20 protein-coding genes are annotated in these 22,245 nt (G+C 33.8%); 8 read left to right on the top strand and 12 right to left on the bottom strand.

Annotated features, from left to right (window positions below; translation table 11 throughout):
- The first annotated feature begins 237 nt into the window (after positions 1 to 237).
- Positions 238 to 654 carry a hypothetical protein gene (locus tag ABWU65_RS02620; RefSeq protein ID WP_007301944.1) on the top strand — a complete coding sequence of 139 codons (417 nt, stop codon included), beginning with the start codon at positions 238 to 240 and terminating at the stop codon, positions 652 to 654.
- Here ABWU65_RS02620 and ABWU65_RS02625 read toward each other — a convergent pair.
- Positions 647 to 1,168 (bottom strand): Na+/H+ antiporter subunit E, encoded by a 522-nt coding sequence (locus ABWU65_RS02625; RefSeq protein WP_353280265.1) that lies wholly within the window; start codon positions 1,166 to 1,168, stop codon positions 647 to 649. The two genes, ABWU65_RS02620 and ABWU65_RS02625, sit on opposite strands and share 8 nt — an antisense overlap.
- Positions 1,169 to 1,271: 103 nt before the next feature.
- On the opposite strand from ABWU65_RS02625, the gene ABWU65_RS02630 reads away from it, so the two are divergent.
- From ABWU65_RS02630 to lgt, 3 genes are all read left to right on the top strand, one after another.
- Positions 1,272 to 2,183, top strand: a complete 912-nt coding sequence (locus ABWU65_RS02630) for an ankyrin repeat domain-containing protein (protein ID WP_007301945.1) — start codon at positions 1,272 to 1,274, stop codon at positions 2,181 to 2,183.
- Positions 2,184 to 2,271: 88 nt separating this feature from the next.
- Complete coding sequence (smpB, locus tag ABWU65_RS02635) at positions 2,272 to 2,721, top strand: SsrA-binding protein SmpB (RefSeq protein ID WP_007301946.1); 450 nt, start codon at positions 2,272 to 2,274, stop codon at positions 2,719 to 2,721.
- Between the two features lie 6 nt (positions 2,722 to 2,727).
- Complete coding sequence (lgt, locus tag ABWU65_RS02640) at positions 2,728 to 3,519, top strand: prolipoprotein diacylglyceryl transferase (protein WP_007301947.1); 792 nt, start codon at positions 2,728 to 2,730, stop codon at positions 3,517 to 3,519.
- Between the two features lie 214 nt (positions 3,520 to 3,733).
- On the opposite strand, the gene ABWU65_RS02645 is transcribed toward lgt, so the two are convergent.
- The 4 genes from ABWU65_RS02645 to ABWU65_RS02660 form a co-directional block, all read right to left on the bottom strand.
- Positions 3,734 to 4,276: a hypothetical protein gene (locus ABWU65_RS02645; RefSeq protein WP_007301948.1), complete on the bottom strand. Its 543-nt coding sequence runs from the start codon at positions 4,274 to 4,276 to the stop codon at positions 3,734 to 3,736.
- A gap of 84 nt (positions 4,277 to 4,360) precedes the next feature.
- Entirely contained in the window at positions 4,361 to 4,888 is a 528-nt protein-coding gene (locus ABWU65_RS02650; protein ID WP_007301949.1) for a phospholipase D family protein, read from the bottom strand.
- A 40-nt stretch (positions 4,889 to 4,928) separates the two neighbouring features.
- Positions 4,929 to 6,416 (bottom strand): UbiD family decarboxylase, encoded by a 1,488-nt coding sequence (locus tag ABWU65_RS02655; RefSeq protein ID WP_007301950.1) that lies wholly within the window; start codon positions 6,414 to 6,416, stop codon positions 4,929 to 4,931.
- A gap of 47 nt (positions 6,417 to 6,463) precedes the next feature.
- On the bottom strand, positions 6,464 to 8,347 hold the full coding sequence (locus tag ABWU65_RS02660) for a DUF3857 domain-containing protein (RefSeq protein ID WP_007301951.1): 1,884 nt from the start codon (positions 8,345 to 8,347) through the stop codon (positions 6,464 to 6,466).
- A 339-nt stretch (positions 8,348 to 8,686) separates the two neighbouring features.
- Between ABWU65_RS02660 and ABWU65_RS02665 the strand changes: the two genes are divergently transcribed.
- From ABWU65_RS02665 to ABWU65_RS02675, 3 genes are all read left to right on the top strand, one after another.
- Positions 8,687 to 9,427 carry a DsbA family protein gene (locus ABWU65_RS02665; RefSeq protein WP_052264650.1) on the top strand — a complete coding sequence of 247 codons (741 nt, stop codon included), beginning with the start codon at positions 8,687 to 8,689 and terminating at the stop codon, positions 9,425 to 9,427.
- Between the two features lie 191 nt (positions 9,428 to 9,618).
- Positions 9,619 to 11,220 (top strand): hypothetical protein, encoded by a 1,602-nt coding sequence (locus ABWU65_RS02670; RefSeq protein WP_353280266.1) that lies wholly within the window; start codon positions 9,619 to 9,621, stop codon positions 11,218 to 11,220.
- A gap of 53 nt (positions 11,221 to 11,273) precedes the next feature.
- Entirely contained in the window at positions 11,274 to 11,867 is a 594-nt protein-coding gene (locus tag ABWU65_RS02675) for a TIGR02217 family protein (protein WP_019236629.1), read from the top strand.
- Positions 11,868 to 11,940: 73 nt separating this feature from the next.
- Here the strand turns inward: ABWU65_RS02675 and ABWU65_RS02680 are convergent, their stop codons facing one another.
- Positions 11,941 to 12,714 carry a hypothetical protein gene (locus ABWU65_RS02680; protein ID WP_213863778.1) on the bottom strand — a complete coding sequence of 258 codons (774 nt, stop codon included), beginning with the start codon at positions 12,712 to 12,714 and terminating at the stop codon, positions 11,941 to 11,943.
- 194 nt (positions 12,715 to 12,908) lie between these two features.
- Positions 12,909 to 15,578: a 2-oxoglutarate dehydrogenase E1 component gene (locus ABWU65_RS02685; RefSeq protein ID WP_007301957.1), complete on the bottom strand. Its 2,670-nt coding sequence runs from the start codon at positions 15,576 to 15,578 to the stop codon at positions 12,909 to 12,911.
- A 392-nt stretch (positions 15,579 to 15,970) separates the two neighbouring features.
- Between ABWU65_RS02685 and ABWU65_RS02690 the strand changes: the two genes are divergently transcribed.
- Positions 15,971 to 17,338: a hypothetical protein gene (locus ABWU65_RS02690; protein WP_007301958.1), complete on the top strand. Its 1,368-nt coding sequence runs from the start codon at positions 15,971 to 15,973 to the stop codon at positions 17,336 to 17,338.
- A 7-nt stretch (positions 17,339 to 17,345) separates the two neighbouring features.
- Here the strand turns inward: ABWU65_RS02690 and trpS are convergent, their stop codons facing one another.
- The 5 genes from trpS to ABWU65_RS02715 all read right to left on the bottom strand — a co-directional run bounded on the left by trpS (position 17,346) and on the right by ABWU65_RS02715 (position 22,228).
- A complete protein-coding gene (gene trpS / locus ABWU65_RS02695) occupies positions 17,346 to 18,344 on the bottom strand; it encodes a tryptophan--tRNA ligase (protein WP_064085384.1) in 999 nt (332 codons plus the stop codon).
- A 15-nt stretch (positions 18,345 to 18,359) separates the two neighbouring features.
- Positions 18,360 to 18,920 carry a nucleotide exchange factor GrpE gene (locus tag ABWU65_RS02700; RefSeq protein WP_010402249.1) on the bottom strand — a complete coding sequence of 187 codons (561 nt, stop codon included), beginning with the start codon at positions 18,918 to 18,920 and terminating at the stop codon, positions 18,360 to 18,362.
- A 62-nt stretch (positions 18,921 to 18,982) separates the two neighbouring features.
- Complete coding sequence (locus ABWU65_RS02705) at positions 18,983 to 19,969, bottom strand: polyprenyl synthetase family protein (protein ID WP_064085383.1); 987 nt, start codon at positions 19,967 to 19,969, stop codon at positions 18,983 to 18,985.
- Between the two features lie 10 nt (positions 19,970 to 19,979).
- A complete protein-coding gene (gene rpsP / locus ABWU65_RS02710; RefSeq protein ID WP_006015540.1) occupies positions 19,980 to 20,294 on the bottom strand; it encodes a 30S ribosomal protein S16 in 315 nt (104 codons plus the stop codon).
- Between the two features lie 134 nt (positions 20,295 to 20,428).
- On the bottom strand, positions 20,429 to 22,228 hold the full coding sequence (locus ABWU65_RS02715) for a peptidylprolyl isomerase (RefSeq protein WP_353280267.1): 1,800 nt from the start codon (positions 22,226 to 22,228) through the stop codon (positions 20,429 to 20,431).
- Positions 22,229 to 22,245 lie beyond the last annotated feature (17 nt).

The following is a 22,245-nucleotide window of genomic DNA, read 5'->3' on the forward strand; positions in this document are numbered from 1 at the left end:
TAAAATAGCTCAAAAGGAAAGTTTATTTTAGAATAAATACTATTGTGTAGCAATATTTTACACTGCTGAATAACATGGAATTAAAGAAATCATTCAGTTTGAAGTAACTTTAACATTTCATTTTAGGAATATTATACAATTTATGGTAAATAAATGCATATTTTTATGGCTGCGTTATTATTTATTTAACAAAGTATTAGTATAATTTACTACACTGAATTAAATGGAGAAAATTCAATGAATAAATTACCAAGCAATGCAAAAACAAGCAAGTCTCAGGTTACTCAGTGGGAGGTAATAAAAAATTGTGAATATTCTGATAATTGTTTATCAAAAGTAGTAACTTTATACGTCATTAAAATGGCAGAATTATCAGATATTTATACGAGTAATGAACCTGAAATTAATACTATACTTACAAGAATAAGCATAACAAGTGAAAATGCATTTTTAAATAAGGTTGTTGATATTGAAATTATGGAGGGCATTTTTCCGTACAAATTCAACAGCAAGAAGAAAAATAACATATCAAGGCTAGAAGATTTGTACAATTATTTATGTTCTACTGTTATTGATAGCCTTCCAAAAGAAATGCTTGAAAGCCTAAGAAGAGAATACAGAGACGCTGTTAACTTATTTAAAGCAATTACTTAACTAGGTGTAGCATTTTTAAGACTTTACCTTCTATTTCAGAAATGCCACTTTCAAGATCTTTATCTATCAAACATATGGTAGATAAATATGTTTTCTGCTTCTTTTCAACATTGATAGTTAAAGTTCCAGGAGTAATCGTAACCGAGTTAGCAAATAATGCAATGGTCTGATCATTATGTCCTATGCATTCTCTTACAATAACAATTGGCTCAACTGTAGATTTGAATCGTAGCACCTTTTTTGTTACATAAATACTTGAAAAAATAATTTGGTAAATTAGCCAAGGTATATAACTTATAAGCTGATAAAGTGACAGCCTACCACTATCATTTAGAATTTGACTAAGGGCACTTTCAGCATCAATTAACCTTTTAAAGATAATCAATGTGAACACAGAAGAAAATACTCCACAGAGAATAAAAAAAGGCTCAAAATAACCAGACAATGTAATCCATAGAGAAGACAAAATCACAAATGATAGAGAAAAAAACTTAATATTTTGCCTGACTTTCATGATTTGGAGTATAACTTAAATGATTTTTTAGAAAAATAAAAAGTTCTTGATTTTTGTGTCAAAGAACATAATAACCAAGTTATTTTAATAAGTAGTGGAGATTATGACGCTTGATGATTTTCTAAAAATGCTTGAAGAAATAAATGATACTTCAGGTTTAAGCAAGAACAACATAGTTGAACGAATAAAAATAAAATTAGAAAGAATTGATTTACGGAGGTGGGAAGATAGTGGATTTAATATCAATCATATATTCACTACACATAGTGATCTAGATCCTGTAGAAACTACATTGTTGCATTTTGCTGCTAAGAGTGGCTATGAGAACATAGTAATAGCTCTAATTGAATATGGAGCATATGTTGATGCATGGGACAGCGATGGATGCACTCCTTTACATTTTGCTGCTGAATGGAACCACAAAGGCATATTAGATATTTTAATTGAAAGTGGAGCAAATGTTAATGCGTGGGACAATGATGTATGTACACCTTTACATCTTGCTGCCGAAGGTGGGAATGAAAGTGTAGTAAGAGCTCTAATTGCATGTGGAGCAGATGTTAACGCGCAGAACAATGATGGACACACTCCTCTACATTTTGCTACTAAGAGTGGCTATGAGAACATAGTAATAGCTCTAATTGAACACGGAGCATACGTCGATGCGTGGGATAATTATAGAAGCACTCCCTTGCATTTTGCTGCTGAAAGTGATAATGAAAACATAGTAAGAACTCTGATTGAACATGGAGCATGTGTTAATGTGTGGGATAGTTGTGGACGCACTCCTTTGCATTTTGCTAGCGATCATGAAAGTATAAGAGATATTTTAATTGAAAGTGGGGCATATGTTAGTAAACAGAACAATAATAGATATGCTCCTTTACACTTTGCTATTGAATGGGGCTGCAAAGATGTGATAAGTTCTTTGTCAGGTAATGCTAGTCCTAGGGCTGAAATGGCAGTAGGAAGAGTGGAACAAATTACACTTGCAGGAAGATTGGAGCTTTTTTAACCAAACTTGCATTTACTGAGATAATTGTTTTGTTATGAATTAAACCAAAAGTTCTGTAATATATTGAAGCTTAAAGATATCTTTAGATATGGAAGTTATTGCAGAAAATAGAAAAGCAAGGTTTGAATACTTTATCTTAGAAGAATTTGAAGCAGGTATGATCCTCTTAAGTAGTGAAGTGAAATCACTAAGGGAAAGAAAAGCAAACATTTCTGATGCTTACGTTACTGAAAAAAAAGGTGAAATATGGCTAAACAATATGCATATCGCAGAGTATAAAGCTGCAAACCAAAAGAATCACAAGCCAAAAAGAGAACGAAAATTGCTTTTGCATAAAAAAGAGATAAATAAGCTAATTGGTCAAATCAAAACCTCTGGAATAACTGTTGTGCCACTTTCTATCTATTTTAATGATAAAGGGTTGGCAAAAACTAAAATTGCCATTGTGAAAGGAAAAAAACTCTATGATAAGAGAGCAACCATAAAGCAGAGAGAGTGGGAACGTGAGAAAAGTAGATTGTCTAAGAATAATTTGTAGTAAAATATGTCTTTAAGTCCAGTTATTTTTAGCATCGGTCCTGTTTCTATATATTGGTACTCTTTAGCATATGTTTTGGGTATAGTTTTTGCATATTGGTATTTACATAAGCTAGACAATCAAAAAATATTTACTAAGAATTTTTACGATTCGTTATTAACAGCCGTTATTATAGGCATTATCCTTGGAGGTAGGCTTGGGTACGTATTGATATATGATCCAGTTCTCTATATAAGCAATCCTATCGAAATACTAAAGACCTGGGAAGGAGGTATGTCATTTCATGGCGGTGCTATAGGAGTTTTGCTTGCAGTAATAATCTCCTGTAGAAGACATAACATTCCTATATTTTACACACTGGATCTAATTTCTTGTGGAGTTCCGATAGGTTTACTTCTAGGCCGCATAGGTAATTTTATAAATGGAGAGTTATTTGGCAGGGTTACAACTATGCCGTGGGGTATGGTATTTCCAGAAAGTGGTGATAATTTATTGCGCCATCCAAGCCAACTTTATGAGGCATTTTTTGAAGGAGCGCTACTTTTCGTAGTTGTAAATTCACTATTTTACTTGAACAAAATGAGATTGTATTATGGTGCAACAACTGGAGTTGCAGTTATGTTGTATGGAGTAGCACGTTTTATGGTTGAATTTTTCCGCGAGCCAGACTATCAAATTGGCTATTTATGGTTCAATTTAACTATGGGACAGTTGCTTTCTATACCTATGATTTTGTTGGGAATGCTTATATATTTAGGTGCGTTGAATTTTAGGTTTAATACAAAATCTATTCAATAGACAAGAGGTAAGTTGAATAAAAAAATATAGTAGAAGTTTATCTACTACATAGCATGTACAACTGTACGAACTTTTCGTGTTGCAGAGAATAAACGTGAGGGCACAAACCTTTTGTTGCATAGCTATGAAACAAACTTAGTAGCTACTGACCAAATTCATTATTAAGTAGATATTCATTTTTCAACAAAATCCCCTTGATTTAGAAGCTACTCTATTAAAACATATTTTTAAACTTTTGCCAAAACCCTGGTTTATTATCATTAACCTTTGTGAAGGCTATGTTTAAACTGTATCTTGGATCGTTTGGCACATCATATCTAATATTCAGTATTGAAACTTCGTTTTTATTATGAACAGAAACATCGTCATATGATAACTTTGTCGTGTAGCACTTTATATGCTTTTGCTTATCATATACTATATCACCTGATTCCCCTTCTAGTTCTACAAATTTAGTTTTTTTCTGACATTCTTTTATTTTTATTAGATCCTTGTCTAGTGATATTGAAACCGGTAGTGTATTACCAGCATACTCTTTAGCTAAAAGCTCACTTTGAGGATACATTTTTATTTCCCTTCCAAAATGTGAGTCTATAAAATTATTGCTCCAAAATTTGTCTCCAGAATGTACATATTTGTCAGTAGCATACGGTACACCACCATAATTGCATTGAACTTTGTAATCTCCAACACCATTATTTTGAAAAAAATCATGAATGGCAGCGTAACTATCAGCAGCATCATTTATGTAATCCATTACCTACCCCTTAAAACCTTTTAATTTATTATATCACAAGAAATTAAATCTATCAATAAAAAGACTTTTTTTGATATCAAGTATCTAGGGAGCATATTGATAGGATTGTGACATTCGTATTTCCCAGTTCTTCACATACTGCTGGACTAATTCAGGATAATTTTCAATAATTAATAAATTTTCAGCGTTTCCCTTTTCAGCTGTCTTACTGAGGTTAAACGATCCTGTGATGACTTTTTGATTATCAACAATTATTACCTTATTATGAGCAATTTTTGGCTTATTATCGATCCAAATCGGTATTCCATTTGAAAACAATTCGCTTATGACACTATATTTTGAATGGAGTTGTGATTTATCTAAGACGACTTTAACATCAACACCACGCTCTTTGGCGTTAATCAAAGATTTTGCAACTGTTCCAAGAGTAAATGTATATTCTTGAACTAAGATAGATTCTTTAGATTGGTCTATCTCGCTGATTATCGGTACAGCACAGTCTTCTTCAGGTGAGAAGCAAACTGTTGCTTTTGGGCAAGGCGAGAATGTAGGACCCACATAGTAATACAGAGAAAAACATGCCGACAAAAATAAAAGATATAAAAGCCTCACAAACCACACCTAAATACACGGCGGTAGTCTACATCATATCTCAATCATCTGTCAACCCATATTCCTTCCACTTCTCTGTAACTTTCTTTATTATTTCCTCGCTCATTTCAATTTTTCTTCCCCATTCTCGTTTGGTTTCAGGTGGAAGTTTGTTTGTTGCATCAAACCCTATTTTACCTCCGAGACCACTTTCAGGGGAAGCAAAATCTAAATAATCAATTGGGGCATTCTCTATCGTAATTGTATCACGCACAGGGTCCATTCTTGTTGACATTGCCCACATCACTTCCTTCCAATCACGTATATTTATATCATCATCAACAACTATGATAAATTTGGTATATAAAAACTGTTTGAGAAAAGAGAGTATGCCCATAACAATTCTTTTTGCATGCCCTGGATAAGCCTTTTTTATCGATACTACCGCTATTCTATATGAACAACCTTCTGGAGGCAGATAAAAATCTACTATCTCCGGAAACTGATTGATAAGAATCGGCACAAAAATTTCGTTGAGTGCTTCACCAAGAATTGATGGTTCATCTGGTGGCTTGCCAGTGAAAGTGCTGAGATAAATTGGATCTTTGCGCATTGTAATTGCAGTAATGTTAAACTCAGGAAACTGTTCAACAGCATTATAGTAACCGGTATGGTCTCCGTATGGCCCTTCATCTCTATACTTATCTAAACTTACATATCCTTCCAGAACGATCTCAGCATGAGCTGGAACCTGAAGAGGAATAGTTTTACAATTTACAAGCTCAAGTGGTTTTTTTCGCAGCAGCCCGGCAAATTGGTATTCTGATAAAGTCTCCGGCACCGGAGTTACCGCAGCAATAATTGTTGCAGGATCGCTACCAATCACAGCAGCCGCAGGAAACTTCATATTTTGTCCCCTCTCCTTCCACCGTTTATGGTGACCTGCACCACCACGATGTGCAAGCCAGCGCATGAGAGTCGTTTTTTTATTCACAACCTGCATACGATATATTCCAAGATTGAAATTATCTTGCTTGTCTGCTGTTGGTCCTTTTGTTACCACAAGTGGCCAAGTGATAAGCGGTGCAGGCTCGTTTGGCCAGCATGTCTGAATAGGTAGCAAACTAAGATCCACCTCATCCCCAGTTAGCACCACCTCTTGACATGGGGCTTTGCTCACAACTTTGCTCCGCATCGACAATACAACTTTTAGTAGAGGAAACATTTTCACAGCATCTTTGAAGGTTTTTGGTGGCTCAGGTGATCGCAAAAATGCTAGAAGTTTACCCAGATCCCTTAATTCATCAGAATTTATACCAAGTCCGAATGCAATTCTCTCAATAGTACCAAATAAATTCACTAAAACGGGAATTGAATTTTTGCCATTTTCTGTGACAACATTTTCAAAGATGATAGCTGGTCCCTTGTTTGACAAAACCCTACGATGAATTTCTGTCATTTCAAGAATAGTTGAAACTTCTTTTTTAATTCTAATTAGATCTTTTTTTTCTTCTAATGCTCTGATGAAGTCGCGTAAGTTATTGTACATATTTTAAAAATTTTAAGCCTTTTAAGAAGTGCTTTTCCCAGCACAACTCATTCACTTATTATTATAGAGGCTCTAGAAAAATTATTCTCCAATTCGCTTTTTAAGTTTTTATATTCAGCAGTCTTTAATTCTTCATTGGTAATAAAGCTTTTCTTTATGGTTATTAAATTGCTAAATTCGGTTCCATCATTTTGATATTTACAGAACCTATTTACATATAACCAAGGAGAATTTATTTCAAAATTCAAATTTTCACAATTTTTAATTTTGATATCTTTTATTATCATATGGCTTTCCTTAGTTTTAGGAACACCAATAAAAAGATCTGACACTTGGTCAGAAGCTGTATTGACAACATCATTAAGCCAATTATCTCCTAAATTCAAAGCAGGTCCTAGATTTGTCTTAAAAATCTTATTTTTTTGCTGAAACTCATATTTGATTGTAAGATCTTCTACATTACGTAAAGTAAGGTCAGGCAATTCTAAGAACTTCTTTTCTTCTTCATCAAGATATACTCCACTAATCATACGAAAAACAGAATCCCTTAATTGCTCATTTGAATAATACAATCCAACCCCTGTTAAGCCTAAGGCTGCTTCCCCTTGCACGGTAAGCTGGCCATATTCATTTACAACATTATCTTCTATAGTTAATTCACTATGGGATATCACTTTTGAATTTTCACCTTGTACAGCAGGAATCTTTATGTAATCTGCTTCCTCAGAATCGAGTACTAGAGCGTTCCTATCAGCAATGTCTGGAAAAATACCCTGTGCCATACTGACGGTATTAGTTGGATCGATCCAATATATTTTTCCATCTCTATTTGTTACTTTGAGCATCACATGATTAAAATTACCCATATTAGGTAATGCTTCAGGATTAGAAGTGCTAGTAGTTCCTCTCATAACTAAAATAGGTTGAACTTTATAACCAAGTTTTTGCAGAATAGCAGCCGTGCTAGCAGAAAAGTCTTTGCAATCCCCGACTTGAGAATCAGCAATTTTCTCCAAATCTCTCGGAAAAAATTTTCCTGACACTGTACGCCAGTCTCCCATGTACTGAACTTTTTCATTCAATAAAGAAGTGACTGCATTAATTTTCTCCTCATCGGTACTCTCATTGTCAGCAAATTCTGCTATAGCTTCAAAAGTTGCAGGAAGCGGCTGATTGATAACGCTATGATATCCAGGAGCTAATTTTTTAGCTAAATCCTCCCATTCAGATAAGCTTGAAAGTGATACCCAAGTGTTGTGTTTTATGTTCAATATTCCATTATGTGGTTCATTTGTTGTGTTTTCATAAACTGCTTTCTTTAAAGCAATGCTTATAGAGTGTATATCATCATTTTTTTCCTCAGCGATTTCTAATACTTCTCTTGGATCATTAACTTTAATCTCCAGGGGTAATTCAGAATTGATTTTAGTATTTTCTGCTTGTAAATAATCCCCATGATAAGAAAAGCTCAAGCCATAAAAGTTATCAACAGGAACCTTTTTGTTAACTTGTTTATACCTTAAATATACTTCTGTACCAATTTCTATTTTAGGAAACGATATAGTTACTTGCCTTAGCTGATCGAAGCCTTTACTAGGACTAGCTAGCGGTTTATCCTCTATCATGTCTTCAGTGACTATATATTCCTCTCCGTTATAAGCTGTTTTAGCTTCTAAAACAGTCAAATCTGCACTATCATCATTGTAGATTAAACTATACAGAGAAAATCTATCACGCCCAGACTCCTTGAGTATTTTTGCTTGTAGTTCTACTTCCGTTTCGTAGGTACCATCTCTATTAACATTAATGTTAACATTAGAAAACTTAACCTCAACAGAAGCATCTTCGTACTTACTCCACCTTGCTTCAGCTGTCGAAGCTACAAAAAATGCTAACATTGCTAAGTTAAAGACAGCTTTTAAAAACCTCATTTTTTACTTACATTTATTGAAAAATCATTCTATTATATCCGAACAACACTATCGGAAATGTAAGACTTAGTGTGTTCATATTACTTAGCGACGCGCTTACCGATATTATATGCAGCGATTACAAGATAATCAACTTTTTTGCTTACAATTTGCTAGAAATAGTGGTAAAGACTATCTAAATCTTTATAAATGCCTTACTCTGCAAAATTTTTCATCACCAAATCTTATGATGAACTTTACAAAAATATCTTAAATTTCATTTTATAAAGTTTGCATTTCTTGATAAAAATGTTTTAACATTAAGCATTTCTTTAATATTTGTATTCTTTAACTAAGTATATGTCTAAGATACCATTTTTATTGATTTTTATACTTGCAGTAGCAAGTTTACCAGTAATAAACAATTGGCTTTCACACCGCAGTCAGAACTTAAATGATGATTATATAGGTGAGAGATTGGATAATTACATCAGTAAAAATTTTGATAGAGTTCTAAAAGCTCTCCAGGAAGAGTCAGCTAAAAATAGTTATGCTAATGCAACCAAAAATAAAATTTCTCAGCATAAAAATGAAATATTCGACTCCACTTATCCTTACTCAGGAAATGAAAATAGCAATATCATAGCTGTAGGTTTTTTTGACTATTCTTGTGGATATTGCAAAGCTATAAAGAACGATGTAAAACAATTGATCAATGATGGCAAAATTAAGTATATCTTTAGAGATGCTCCAATACTTGGTAACAATTCTTTAAAGGCAGCAAAAGGTGCTTTAGCAACTTATTTTATCGATAAAGAAAAGTACTTAGATTTTCACTATGCTGCACTAGATCACAGAGGAGAATTTTCAGATAAAACTATATTAGGTATAGTGAAAAATATAGGGATTAACGAGAACGATTTTAATAACTCTATGAAAAATAATGCAGACAAAATTGAGCAAATGATAAACAACAGCAAACTTTTAGTAAGGAATTTAGGAGTAGGCGGTACACCTTTTTTGATAATTGGAGATAGTCTTTTTGTAGGAGCAACTGATTTAAATGTGCTACGCAAAAAAGTGGATGAGTTAAAAGATTAATAAATTCCCTGCTTGACAGCATAAGAGAGTTTAAGTATAGTTAAGATATAGTAAGTAACAATATGTATAGGCTACATATTAGTTCAAGAAAAGTAGGTGATGTTTGCTTGCAACACAGCACGACCTTAAGTAATTAGCCTTCCTAGGCTGATTAATCTATTAAAATACAATCATTATTTTGGAGTTATAACATGAAAAATTTCAACAGAAAACCAATTGCTCTTTTTCGGCAAGTCGAAAAAAGCACAAAATTAAGTCAATTTTTATTTAAGAATCTAGACTCTTTTTATTCTCAAAGGCTAGAAAGACTAGTTTATAAATTTCGGGCACAAAAAACAAAAAGAAGTAGTTTATTGAATGAGCTAAAGAGAGCTTATCCTGAAAAGCTAAAAATAGGAGCTTCTATATCAGAAGGAGATTGCTTTTTTGACTCCGTGGCTCAAGGATTGAATGAGCTAAATATAAAACCTGGTCATCGTTTTACCGCAAAATCATTAAGAGAAGATTGTGAAAATTATGCTAGAGCAAATGCAAATTCGTGGGTTTATAAAAAAATAACAGGAGATGCTGAAGAAGGAGGATATTTTGTAGGTGAAGGAAATTTGGATAGCAAAGTAATAGCGAAGGAAAGAAATAGCGAAGATGAAAAAGGCATATCTGCACAAACAGACTGGTGTAAAGATGAAGAAATAATAACCAAATATACAGAAGAGGAGTTTTTCAGCTGGTTACTAGAGGAATATTGTGAAGATAGAGAAGGGAAGATTTTAGAGATTTTGAAAAGTAGATATGGCACAGATAATGATTTGTTACTAGAAGACTATAACGAATATGAAACAAGTAAAGATAAAGAAGAAGAAATAAGCGAAGATGAAGAAGAAATAAGCGAAGATGGAAAAGAAAAAGGAGAAAAAGTTACTATTAAGCCAGATAATTCCAAGTCTTTTTCTAAATATCTAAACAACATTAAAAATATGTCTACAGAAACTAATTCTCTAGCTATATGGGGTCGTCCAGAGATTGAAGGGAGAATGATATGCGACAAGTACAAAGTGGAACTTTATATTTATTCAATAGAGGAAGATAGTCAAAAAGTTACGGTAACTAAAATTACAGGACATGATGATGATCCAGAAGTTTTTATACAAGATATAAATCTCAATCAACTAGAGATAGATAGTAGCAAAAAAACTGTAGGAGTAGTGAATTACATGAGGCATTTTGTGCCACTTCTTAGCAAAATCCCTTCTGATATAACAGAAAATCAATCAGTTTCTAATGAAGAAATCTTTGGTGAGGTTACAGAAGCTTCTGCTTCTGATCAATCAGAGCAAGAAGAACAATATAATATCAGAACTAGCAAATCAGCAATTGTGCAAGATCATGAAACACAAAAAGAGAGAATTAATACCAGCGCTAGTGAGCCAATTCATACAGATACAGTAATTACTATTTCTCATCAACAAGGGCAAGAAACACAACAAGAGGAAATAGAAAAGAAATTAATCAATAGTTACAGAAGAGAAGCTATTTATAGCATAGCTGCTGTAATAACAGCTATAGCATTCACAGCATCTGCTATAGCTGCTGTTTTTACTCAACCAATGCCTTTAGCATGTTTTGCTGGAGTGGCTTTAGTTGTTGCATGTATTTGTGCATATCAGTTAACGCAGAGTCATCAAGACATTAACGAACTGAAAGGTAAGGTAGGAGAAAACAACACCTTTACTTTTTTAGAAGAAACGGGATTTAAAATTTATAGCCTGATTGATAAAGCAGCTTCAAAAATTTAAGATCTTTCCTACTTCATCTATATCAACTCAATTTTATTTTTACAGGAGGACATATGTCATTTACAGAAATTAGATTTCCAGAAAATATATCTTATGGCTCTACTGGAGGACCGGAATTTTCGACTGACGTTGTAACAACTCATAATGGTTGTGAGCAGCGCAATATCAATTGGTCTCGTGCACGTGCCAGGTATAACATAGCTTATGGAGTCAGGTCAAACGAGCAGCTAACAGAACTCATAACATTTTTTCAGGCACGAAAAGGTAAAGCAATAGGATTTCGTTTTAAGGATTGGTCAGACTTTACAGTTATCAATCAAGAAATTGGCATAGGAGACGATAAAAAAACGATCTTTCAACTGATGAAAACTTACATAAGTGGAAAAGACAAGCATATACGAACTATTAAAAAGCCAGTGCATGATACAATAAAAATTTACCTAGATGGTGAAAAGACAGAAAAATATTCAGTGAATTATTCAACTGGAGAAATAGCATTTATGAAACCACCAGCAAAAGGCACAATAATCACCGCAAGCTTCGAATTTGATGTACCAGTACGATTTGATACAGATTACCTAAACGCTTCTATTGATAACTATGGCAGCAATAGCTGGAACAATATTCCCTTGGTGGAAGTGAAATAAAGTTAAAGTATGCTCCATAAAAGTTAAGCGATACTGAGGCTCATATTTAAATGAGCCTTGCACATTTTAAAGTCTATCGCCCATTACAATGTTCCACACTCGAAATTTGAGGAAATTCTAATGTAGTGTTTTCTCTTTCTTGTAAAATAGAAAGTTTTAATAATTCTTTTAGAACTAACTTTACAAGTGTTGTACCATTTTCCTTAAAGAGGTAGTCCATCCTATTGGTTTTCTGTATGTGATTGACAAAATTTCTAGCTTCCTCATTAAAAGCCTCGATTGTGTTGATACAAGATAATACTAAATCCGAGCTATTTATTGCTAAAATTCCATTTACGAAAATATCTAATTTTGTTTTATCTTCAGTCAAATCTTCAGCTAACCTATTTCTAATATCATCATTCTCAAACAAAATGTACTCTAGGTACGAAGCAGACTCAATAAGTATAAAGTCTTCTAAAGGTACTGATTCTAAACATTCGTCAATATAAGTAAGTATTCCAAACTCAGTAATACACCCTTCTTTTCTCACAACATAGCACTTAGGAAGACCACGATACATTGATAGCAAAGAAAAAAGACGTATTATACTTGTACCTCTATCTTTCATTTCCTCGAGAAGCTTTCTATCATTTATTAGTTTGTGCAAAATGTAATCCGTAGCAGGACCTGGTTTACGAAAACGAAACATATTATTTTCTGCAAAAATAGCCTCAGCTAATTCGATAGACTTTTTATCCTCATCTATAAAAGCCTTTTTGTCTCTATTTAACCGTATGATTTTAGCCTTGCTATCGCTGCGTAGTCTAGTTTGCCCTATTAGCCTCTCAAATATTTCTGTCTTCATATATATCTTAATATAGTTAATATTAATATTAACTATATTAACTATATTAAGAAAAATAAATGAAAATGTTAATAAATATTATACTTTTATAAAAAAATAAAAGTCTTTTTATATTTGTATAAGTATATAAAAGGTTTGATTGTTGTAAGTTATCTAAGTGCTAGAGTCTAATTAATAAGTCTGCTTGAAGCCGCTCAGTGTTTGTACAGTTGTACCTGCGCAACTTGCTTCAAAATTTCTGCTTGTTGCTGAGCATGGATATTAGCATAACCACATGCAGGAGATGCAGCAGCAGGTCTTGCAATGCACTTAGGTCTTTTTGCTTGAGCATTGAGGCCAGACAATACCTCTTCTATCAATGGGTTGACAAAGAACCATCCTCCCATATTTTTTGGTTCCTCTTGACACCATATAATTTCAGCGTTCTTATATTTTTCGAGTTCATTGTTTAGTTTATCGGCCGGGAATGGATAAAATTGTTCTAAACGCACTACTGCTATATCGTTTATTTTTTGTGCTTCAAGCATTTCAATTATGTCGTAATAAACTTTACCACTACATATTACAACTTTACGTATTTTATCACTTGCAACTAAACCTGTTCTACACTCTGGAATTACCGTAAGAAATTTTCCTTCAAAGTCAGAAAGGTTAGAAACTGCGCTTTTATGACGCAATAGTGATTTAGGTGTAAACACCACTAAAGGCTTACGAAAATCTCGATTAATTTGTCGGCGTAAAGCATGAAAATAATTCGCAGGAGTAGAGCAATTAACCACCTGCATATTATCCTCTGCACAGAGCTGCAAAAACCTCTCTATACGAGCAGAACTATGCTCAGGCCCCTGCCCTTCATAACCATGAGGCAAAAGTAGAACTAGACCACTTGACCGCAACCACTTTGTTTCTGCAGATGAGATAAATTGGTCGATCATAATTTGCGCGCCATTTGCAAAATCACCAAACTGCCCTTCCCAGAGCACAAGTGAATAAGGAGAATCAAGGCTATATCCATATTCAAAACCCATCACAGCATACTCAGATAGTGCGCTATCTATAACTTCAAAGCGAGCTTGCTTCTCACTTATGTTGTTCAGTGGAATAAACGTTTCTTCTGTTACTTGATCAACAAGTCTTGAATGACGGTGCGAGAAGGTACCGCGACCAGAATCTTGTCCTGACAAGCGCACTCCTATTCCTTCTTTAAGCAATGACGCGAATGCAAGACTTTCACCAGTTGCCCAGTCTATGTTGCTACCGGAATTTATACTGTCTATTCTGCCATCAAGTATTCTTCTGACTTTATTATTGAGATTAAAACTACTTGGAATATTGCTATTTATGTGTACACCCAATTTTTTTAGCTCATCTGGTGAAACACCAGAGTCCGTATAATATTCACTCAAATCGTTCAACTTTGCTCTCCTGAGTTTTAACCACACTCCATCAAACCAGTCAGCTTTCTTCGGAGTATAAGTCGTTGACTCAGTAAGGCTTTTATCCAATCTTGTTCTAAATTCGCTGCGTAATTTACTTACTTCATCGCTACCTAGCACTTTCTCTGCAGTCAGCTTCTCTTCGTACAGCGTGCCTGGAGTTTTATGCTTTGATATTGCTTTATACATAAGTGGCTGAGTAAAATTTGGCTCATCGCCTTCATTATGGCCATATTTGCGGTAGCATATTATGTCAATCACCACATCCTTTTTAAATTTCTGCACATACTCCATTGCCAAATTCGCAACAAAACTCACAGCTTCTGGATTATCTCCATTAACATGAAATATTGGAGCTTCTATTGATTTTGCTACATCAGTGCAATAAAAAGATGAGCGTGCACAATTAGGATTTGCAGTAAAACCAACTTGGTTATTAATGACAATATGCACGATACCACCAACTTTATAACCTTCAATGTTGCTCAAAGTCAGGGTTTCAGCAACCACTCCCTGCCCGATAAAAGCTGCATCACCATGAATTGATATGCCAAGCACAGATCTCGTATTTTGTTTTGCTCTTACTCTTCCAGCTAGAACCGGATTTACCGCCTCAAGGTGAGATGGGTTAGGACATAAACTTAAGTGTATTTTTTTACCACCAGCAAGTGCTCGATCAGAAGAGTAACCAAGGTGATATTTGACATCACCAGACACCTCAAGACCACTTGGATATGCAAGGTTGCCTTGAAATTCAGACAGCATTGCCGCATAATCTTTTCCCATCACTTTGGTTAGAACATTGAGCCGTCCTCGGTGGGCCATACCAAGAACTATTTCTTCAATACCAAAAGCTGCAGAATCACTAATAACTCTTTCAATTGCAACAATGGCTGACTCCCCACCTTCGATAGAAAAACGCTTATATCCAGGAAATTTCATATGGAGAAATTGCTCGAACATCTCAGATTCAATCAAGTGCCTTAGTATTTCTTTTTTATCCTGAGGGCTTAGCGTATAGACCTGATTTTCAATTTTCTCCTGCAGCCAAACTCTTTCCTCATAAGAGGAAATATGCATAAATTCAAAACCGATATTCTTGCAGTAAATATCTCTGTAGATTCTAGTGTCACTTGTAGGAGAAAGATTCAAGTATTTTTGATAATCTATTTCCTTATTTACATGCGGTGATAATGGATTTAAGTCTGCAAAAAAGTGACCATAAAATCTGAAAAAATTTGCTAAATCATCAACATCTACCTTAGCTTCATTCTGTGCCCTGCAGGGTTCTGCTTTATTAACTTCTAAATTGCTCGAAAAAATTCTGTGCCAATCTTCTCCAATTGATTTATCGCCTTGCAAGTAACGGCTATAAATTTCTTCCACAAATTCGACATTATCGCCATAAAGGCAGCTTAAATTCGACATAATCACTACAAAAGATATCAAATACTTATAAGTATAACTTAAGTTTTTTAAAAAAGAACTCCTTTAGTTTCTAATTATTAAGTTATACAAACACTGTAATCCGAGTTTTCCAGAAAGGGTGTCATTCTAGACTGACATCTAATCTTTCCATAAATGCTGTATTTCAACATAAAACAACTATACTCATCAACTTGTGCCCAATCATAATTCCTAGATTCCAGTGTTAGCTACTTGTTTTTTGGATTTCTATACTATTGCTGATTGAAGATTATTGAAATTTTTTGCACATTAAGGAACGCAAGCGTTTATGAGTCAGAGGATAAGTCATATAACATTTACTCGGTCTTAATACTTTGAATTTATATTTAAGTAAACGATAAACAGTAATTGGTATGAGTGATCTATTTAAAAGTGACAATTATGATAAAAATCTCAATTCTTTGATAAGAGTCATAAAGCTGAAGGATACAAAAAAAATTAATGAACAATATGATGAAACACTGAAAGATTTATCTCAAGCTCTGAAGAATTTTACAAACAACGCAAAAGATGTAGCCAAATTTGTTATATATAGCGACTTGAATAATTATGTAGAACCTTTGAGCACAAAGCCACTCGGTTTTATTGGAACATTAAAAGGGATATTAGATAGAGTCTTGGGAAAAGATATTCCAACTAATGATAATGACATAAAAAATTTTGTTGGTGATGAATTATCAGGTTTCACTATAGAAAAAGCAGCCGAATACACAAATATTTTAAGTACAATTAATCTATTCAAGAAAGGACTTAAAGAAATTTTAGATTCGAAACAGAGTGGAAAAGGCAATAAAGAACATAAATCATACGAAGTAAGCACGGAAAATAAAACGACATCAAAGCAGAAGGAAGATACTCCTAAGCTGCAAAAAGGAAAACAGCCGGCAGGAAAATCAGGTATGAAGAAAATAAAACGGCCAACAACGGCACCTCCGCCACCTCCTACTGCCTCAAAAAAGGTACACTTTAAACCAGAAATAGAGAATGTATCTCCTGAAGATTCAGGCTATGAAAGTTCATTAAGTGAAGAGTCTGGAAATGAGGAAATATCAAATTATCAAGAGAAAAGTAGTAAATCTTCAACAAAAGATTCGGAAGACTCAAAGTTAGCTAAAAAGGAGCCAACTCACAAAACGAAACCTAAGAAAAATGCAGGAACAAGAAGAGGATATAAAAAGAGACAGGCTCCAGAGCCACCAGCGCTAAACGCTACCAATCAAGAAATTAAGCAAGAAACTAAAGAAGATAAATCTGAAATACTGTCAAATCCTAAAAGGCTAGATATTGTTGATCAACAAGTGAGCACGAAACCAATAATAGTAGAAGTGACTTCGCAAAAATCAGCTGAAAGTAAACCAATCCTGAAAAAATCTGCTGATAAAGCATCATCAGAAGTAAAAGCGGTTATTATAAAAGAAAAAGTAAATAGCAAGAAGGACGGTAGAGTAAAGTCAATAGTAGGAAAGTTTGAGCAAAATCAAGTTGCTAAGAGCAAAGCCACCCCTGCAACACAAGCAGATATCGGTATGAAGAAAGATCCTGCACCATCGCAAGAAACTGCCTCCCAATCTCACTCATTTCCGGTAGGAAATAAAAGATCTAAAATGAACCCCATAACAGCAAAGTCCGATTCTAAACTTCCGGTTAGTAAAAAACCTCTTCTCACTCATGTTAGTGTAAAGAAAATAGCTGCACGATTTGAAAGCCATGGGAAGAAATAGTTGTAACCTATTGAACAAACCCTATAATATCCTTGATCTTTTTTATATTGTTATTTGCAATCTCTGCTGCTTTTTCTGTACCTTCTTTTAATATTTTATGTAAATGGAGCTGATCCTTCAAAAGACCGTTCAACTTCTCACGTATGGGTGATATAACACTGATGATTAAGTCAGCTAACTCTTTTTTAAAGTGTTTCATATCATGTTTATTCACTTCTTCACACACTTTTTCCACATTTAAATCACTAAGCACTGAATAAATGTTTACCAAATTGTTTACTTCTGGACGGCACTTTAAAGTAGCAAAATCAAAGCCTAGAATTGAATCTGTTTTTGCTTTTTCTATTTTCTTGACAATCAAGTCATCTGTATCGTCAAGGTTAATGCATGAGTATTCTGAAGAATCAGATTTGCTCATCTTGCTTGCTCCATCTCTTAAGCTCATTATTCTTGATGTGCAATCCAAAGTTAAGATTTCAGGTATGATGAAATGACTACATTTATAATGATTGTTAAAAGCTGATGCAATATCACGTGCAAGTTCTAAATGCTGTTTTTGATCATCGCCAACAGGAACATATTTAGTTTGATACAGCAATATATCCGCAGCCATAAGTACTGGGTAGCTATATAACCCAAGAGAAGCTTTTTGTCTATCGCTTCCAGCCTTATCTTTAAATTGAGTCATACGATTAAGCCAACCAATTGGTGTATAGCACCCTAGCAGCCAGCCCAATTCTGCATGACCACTAACTGCGGATTGATTGAAAATAATCGACTTTTCCGGATCTATTCCACATGCAATATAAGTTGCTGCTGCTTTAAAAATATTATTTTTTAATTCATTTGCGGGAAGCTTATTTGCTGTGATTGCATGCAGATCAACAACACAAAAAAGAGATTTATATTTATCCTGCAAGCCTATCCACTGCTTAATTGCACCAAGATAATTGCCCAAGTGTAATACTCCACTTGGCTGAATACCTGAGAAGACAACTTCTTCCATACCTTGAGTGTTTTATTAGTTACTTTCGCAATCAGCAGATTTTTTAGAAAGAATAACCATTGCAGGACGAAGCAACCTATTTTTAATGGTATAACCAGTTTGTAGTACTTCTACAATAGTGCCAGGCTCTTTTTCATTATCTTCTCTTTCCACAACAGCTTGATGTAAATTGCTGTCAAAAGAGTTACCTATTGGATCTATTTCTTCTATTCCATGTTTTTTTAGATCACTCACAATCTTTTGGTGCGCCACTTTTATTCCTTCATGAATAGGATCATCATCTTTCAAGTTTTCCATTGCTTTTTTTAAATTGTCACAAGAGTCGATCATATCACGTGCAAATTTTGTGACTGCATAATCACTTGCATCGCTAATTTGCTTTTGCATTATACGTTTAACGTTTTCATTATCCGCAACAGCGCGACGTAAATGATCTTCAAGCTGAACTGCACGTTCTTTTAATATATTAAGCTCTTCACTTAAATCACCTGTTTGCTGATCTTCTTGATCATCCCCTTTTCGTTTACTGACCATATCTGCAAATTTCTTTTTTTTCTCTTTATTACTATCTGACATATCATTCACCCTTACAAACTCAATAAATATATAACAATCAATCTAAAAATATCAAGCGTTAGCTATCCTTGTCTTTCTATGCTTGCATTTAAAAAGTCAATCAAAGCAGTTTTATAAAGAGAATCAGAAAAAGTATCAATATTACTTTGCGCCATATTAATATAGTGTTTAGCTTCTTCCATAGAAACATGAATGGCATTATGATGATTAATATATTGTAATGCTTGGTCAAAATTGTGTCTAGCTGAAGAAAAAGATTTCTCCCAGAATTTTTGTTCTGATGGGCTGCCTTTTTCATATGCTATAATAGAAGGTAAAGTAACTTTACCTTCAAAGAAATCTTTTCCAAGTTGCTTTCCTAAAGTGCCTTGATTAGCAGTATAATCTAGCACGTCATCAATTATTTGGAATGCCATACCAAAATTAAACCCGAAATTCCTTAGCCTCTCTGTTTCGTCACTTGTGGCTCCAGATACTACTGATGCAGCCTCGCAGCATGCAGAAAATAAAGATGCTGTCTTTTCTCCAATGATATTAAAATAATTTTTCCTAATTGTGTTAGGGTCAAAACGCGTTGTCATCTGCTTTATCTCACCCTTGACAAGCAAATTAGATGCCTTAGATAAAATAGAGAGAACACTTAAATTCCCACATTCTATAAGCCATCTAAATGCTAAGGTCAATAATAGATCACCAACTAAAATGCTTGATTTATTCCCCCAAATTTTATTTGCTGTTGCAACTCCATGGCGTGCCTTACTTTCATCAAGCACATCATCATGAAGTAAAGTAGCGTTGTGTATAAATTCTACCGATGCAGCAATGTTGATCCTACTCTCTCCAGAGTAATTCAGCATTTTACAAATAATAAAAATGAGCTTAGGCCTTATCTTTTTTCCTCCTGAATTAATAAGATGAGATGTAATATCGGTAGCAAGCTTAGTACCTTCATCATTGACATTTTTGAAGATAAAGTCATTCATAGCCAATAAATCAGAAGATACAATATCATCTAATTTACTACTTTTTGTTAAATCAGTGTTTAGCATTTAATAGGACTTATGCTTCTTGCCCTTGTACTTTCTCAACTTTTTTCTTTTCTATTTTTTTCGATTCTGTTTCTAAATCTACTATGCCTTTTTTAATGAACCACATTACCCTTTCAGTTGCTTGCGCTCCTACACTTAGCCAATGTTTTAATCTATCAGCTTTTACCACAACACGATTTTTATTGTCTTTTGGCAACATTGGATCATATTGTCCTATTCTCTCAATAAAGCGCCCATCTCTTGGTGCTCGTGAATCGGCTACAACTATCCTATAAAAAGGACGTTTCTTTGCCCCAAACCTTGCTAACCTTATTTTAACTGCCATGTCAACCTTTATTCATATATTAATTACAATTTAAATACAATAAACAGCTAAAGTCAAACTAATTGTACCTCTTTTACCTAAAAATACAATATAGCCCCCTCCAATCACTCATAAAAGGAAGATAATAAACTTTTTTATATATCATCAATCATAGCATGATTAACTTCTACTCTATACTTTGATTTTAGATAGCTAATTAACTGTTCCTTTAGCGATATCATCACACGTTTTCCGGTATCAAGCATGTTTAATTTACCATTTGATGAATGCATTTCTTTTAGAACGCCTATTATAATTTCATTATTGTATTGAATAGGATCTGTTACCGAATTAGTTGTTTTCATATTGAAAATCTCTTCTATGAAAGAAAAAGGGTAGTTTTGTTCATTGCGTTGTATTTGCTGGCCTTTAACCAATTTTATACCTTGCATTTCTTCCAAATCTGTCTTTTCTCTTAGTTGAACTGCTACTTCTTGTCCCATTTTAAACATTCTTTCTTTTATAAATTCACTACGCCAAAGCTTTATGGCTGATTCCCTACTTTCTTCAAAATTTTGCAATTTAGGAGGAACGATATCACTGATTTTCACACCAACAACAGTATCTCCAACACCCTTAAAATAACTCTTCTGATCTTTCTCGCGTGAAAAAATGAAAGAAATGAAATCACTGGAATTTCCTACTTCATTACCACTTTGGTCTTTCCCACTAGCATCTACTGGACCAATGGTTTGTATAGGTAAATTGTAATTATTGGAGATTTCTTCAATCGTTGCACCATTGTATATCTTATAATTCACTTGATTTATGAAATCATTGACTTTTTCAAAAGACTTTTGATTGGTTAAAACTGACCTTATGTCTTTTTTTAAATCAACCAAGTCTTCATCAGAGATTTGATGTATGCTTTCTACCTTTATTACGTGCCATCCAAAATTGCTTGTTAAAACTTCACTTACTTCACCTGTTTTGAGAGCAAATACCTTTTCTCTCATATTTTCAGGTAAGAAATCCTTAGTTATATTATTTACTCTGGTTTCATCGAGTTTCACTTTATTAAACTCTTCTATTATTTGTTCAAAGCTTGCTTTACTTTCTTCAAGTGCTCTTCTTGCTATTTCAGCTTTTTCTTTGGTAGGAAATATCACATTGAATATGTCTCTTTGATTTTTAAGTTCCTGATGTTCTATTATACTATCAACCTCTTCATCTGAAATTCTGATTTGATCTTCAAAATATTTTTGATCCAGAGAAATGTATTGCGCAGTTCGATACTCAGGGTAATAAAAATTGGACTTATTTCTTTCATACAAATCAAGTAAGGCTTGATCATCTGGTTCAGGAACGTCTGTAATTGCATTCTCAGTTATTTTAACAATATCAACTACTCTAGTTTGGTAGCGATTTTTGTATATCTGCTCATCAACACTCTCACCAAAAGTTACCGGATAATTATCTTTAAATAACGAAGTCATGAACATCATTGCAGGCAGGATTTTCTCTAGTTTTTCTATATATTCCTTTTCTGTTATATGCAGGCTATTTAGAGTTTGATGGAATTTATTATGGTCAAATTCTCCTTTATCGTCCTGAAAGTACTTGGTATTTTTTATGTGGCTTTTGATAGATTCTTCTCCAACTTTTAATCCAAGTTCGCTAATTAGGTTAAACAATAGTTTTTGCTCTATAAGTGCGTTAAGTAAATCATATTTCAGCTTTTTTACTTGTTCTTTACTTACATCAGATCCAGAAATTTGCTTTTTATAATTTTGATATAGTAATTTATATTCATCTGATGTTATAACTTCCTTTCCTACTTTAGCTAATTCTTTCCTTTCATCATCATTTGATAAAAGATTGCCAATCCCCATAAAGATTAATAAGCAAACTAAAAGGAGAACGATTGCCTTGGTAAAAAAATTTCTAATACTCATTGTAAACTTAGTTAACT

This window comes from Wolbachia endosymbiont (group B) of Silvanus unidentatus, assembly GCF_964028615.1.
Classification (GTDB): Bacteria; Pseudomonadota; Alphaproteobacteria; order Rickettsiales; family Anaplasmataceae; genus Wolbachia.

Excerpts from the sequence above, each read along its gene's own strand:
- ABWU65_RS02620 (WP_007301944.1), top strand. The coding sequence starts at position 238 with ATGAATAAATTACCAAGCAATGCAAAAACAAGCAAGTCTCAGGTTACT.
- ABWU65_RS02625 (WP_353280265.1), bottom strand. The coding sequence starts at position 1,168 with ATGAAAGTCAGGCAAAATATTAAGTTTTTTTCTCTATCATTTGTGATT.
- ABWU65_RS02630 (WP_007301945.1), top strand. The coding sequence starts at position 1,272 with ATGACGCTTGATGATTTTCTAAAAATGCTTGAAGAAATAAATGATACT.
- smpB (WP_007301946.1), top strand. The coding sequence starts at position 2,272 with ATGGAAGTTATTGCAGAAAATAGAAAAGCAAGGTTTGAATACTTTATC.
- lgt (WP_007301947.1), top strand. The coding sequence starts at position 2,728 with ATGTCTTTAAGTCCAGTTATTTTTAGCATCGGTCCTGTTTCTATATAT.
- ABWU65_RS02645 (WP_007301948.1), bottom strand. The coding sequence starts at position 4,276 with ATGGATTACATAAATGATGCTGCTGATAGTTACGCTGCCATTCATGAT.
- ABWU65_RS02655 (WP_007301950.1), bottom strand. The coding sequence starts at position 6,416 with ATGTACAATAACTTACGCGACTTCATCAGAGCATTAGAAGAAAAAAAA.
- ABWU65_RS02660 (WP_007301951.1), bottom strand. The coding sequence starts at position 8,347 with ATGAGGTTTTTAAAAGCTGTCTTTAACTTAGCAATGTTAGCATTTTTT.
- ABWU65_RS02665 (WP_052264650.1), top strand. The coding sequence starts at position 8,687 with ATGTCTAAGATACCATTTTTATTGATTTTTATACTTGCAGTAGCAAGT.
- ABWU65_RS02670 (WP_353280266.1), top strand. The coding sequence starts at position 9,619 with ATGAAAAATTTCAACAGAAAACCAATTGCTCTTTTTCGGCAAGTCGAA.
- ABWU65_RS02675 (WP_019236629.1), top strand. The coding sequence starts at position 11,274 with ATGTCATTTACAGAAATTAGATTTCCAGAAAATATATCTTATGGCTCT.
- ABWU65_RS02680 (WP_213863778.1), bottom strand. The coding sequence starts at position 12,714 with ATGAAGACAGAAATATTTGAGAGGCTAATAGGGCAAACTAGACTACGC.
- ABWU65_RS02685 (WP_007301957.1), bottom strand. The coding sequence starts at position 15,578 with ATGTCGAATTTAAGCTGCCTTTATGGCGATAATGTCGAATTTGTGGAA.
- ABWU65_RS02690 (WP_007301958.1), top strand. The coding sequence starts at position 15,971 with ATGAGTGATCTATTTAAAAGTGACAATTATGATAAAAATCTCAATTCT.
- trpS (WP_064085384.1), bottom strand. The coding sequence starts at position 18,344 with ATGGAAGAAGTTGTCTTCTCAGGTATTCAGCCAAGTGGAGTATTACAC.
- ABWU65_RS02700 (WP_010402249.1), bottom strand. The coding sequence starts at position 18,920 with ATGTCAGATAGTAATAAAGAGAAAAAAAAGAAATTTGCAGATATGGTC.
- ABWU65_RS02705 (WP_064085383.1), bottom strand. The coding sequence starts at position 19,969 with ATGCTAAACACTGATTTAACAAAAAGTAGTAAATTAGATGATATTGTA.
- rpsP (WP_006015540.1), bottom strand. The coding sequence starts at position 20,294 with ATGGCAGTTAAAATAAGGTTAGCAAGGTTTGGGGCAAAGAAACGTCCT.
- ABWU65_RS02715 (WP_353280267.1), bottom strand. The coding sequence starts at position 22,228 with ATGAGTATTAGAAATTTTTTTACCAAGGCAATCGTTCTCCTTTTAGTT.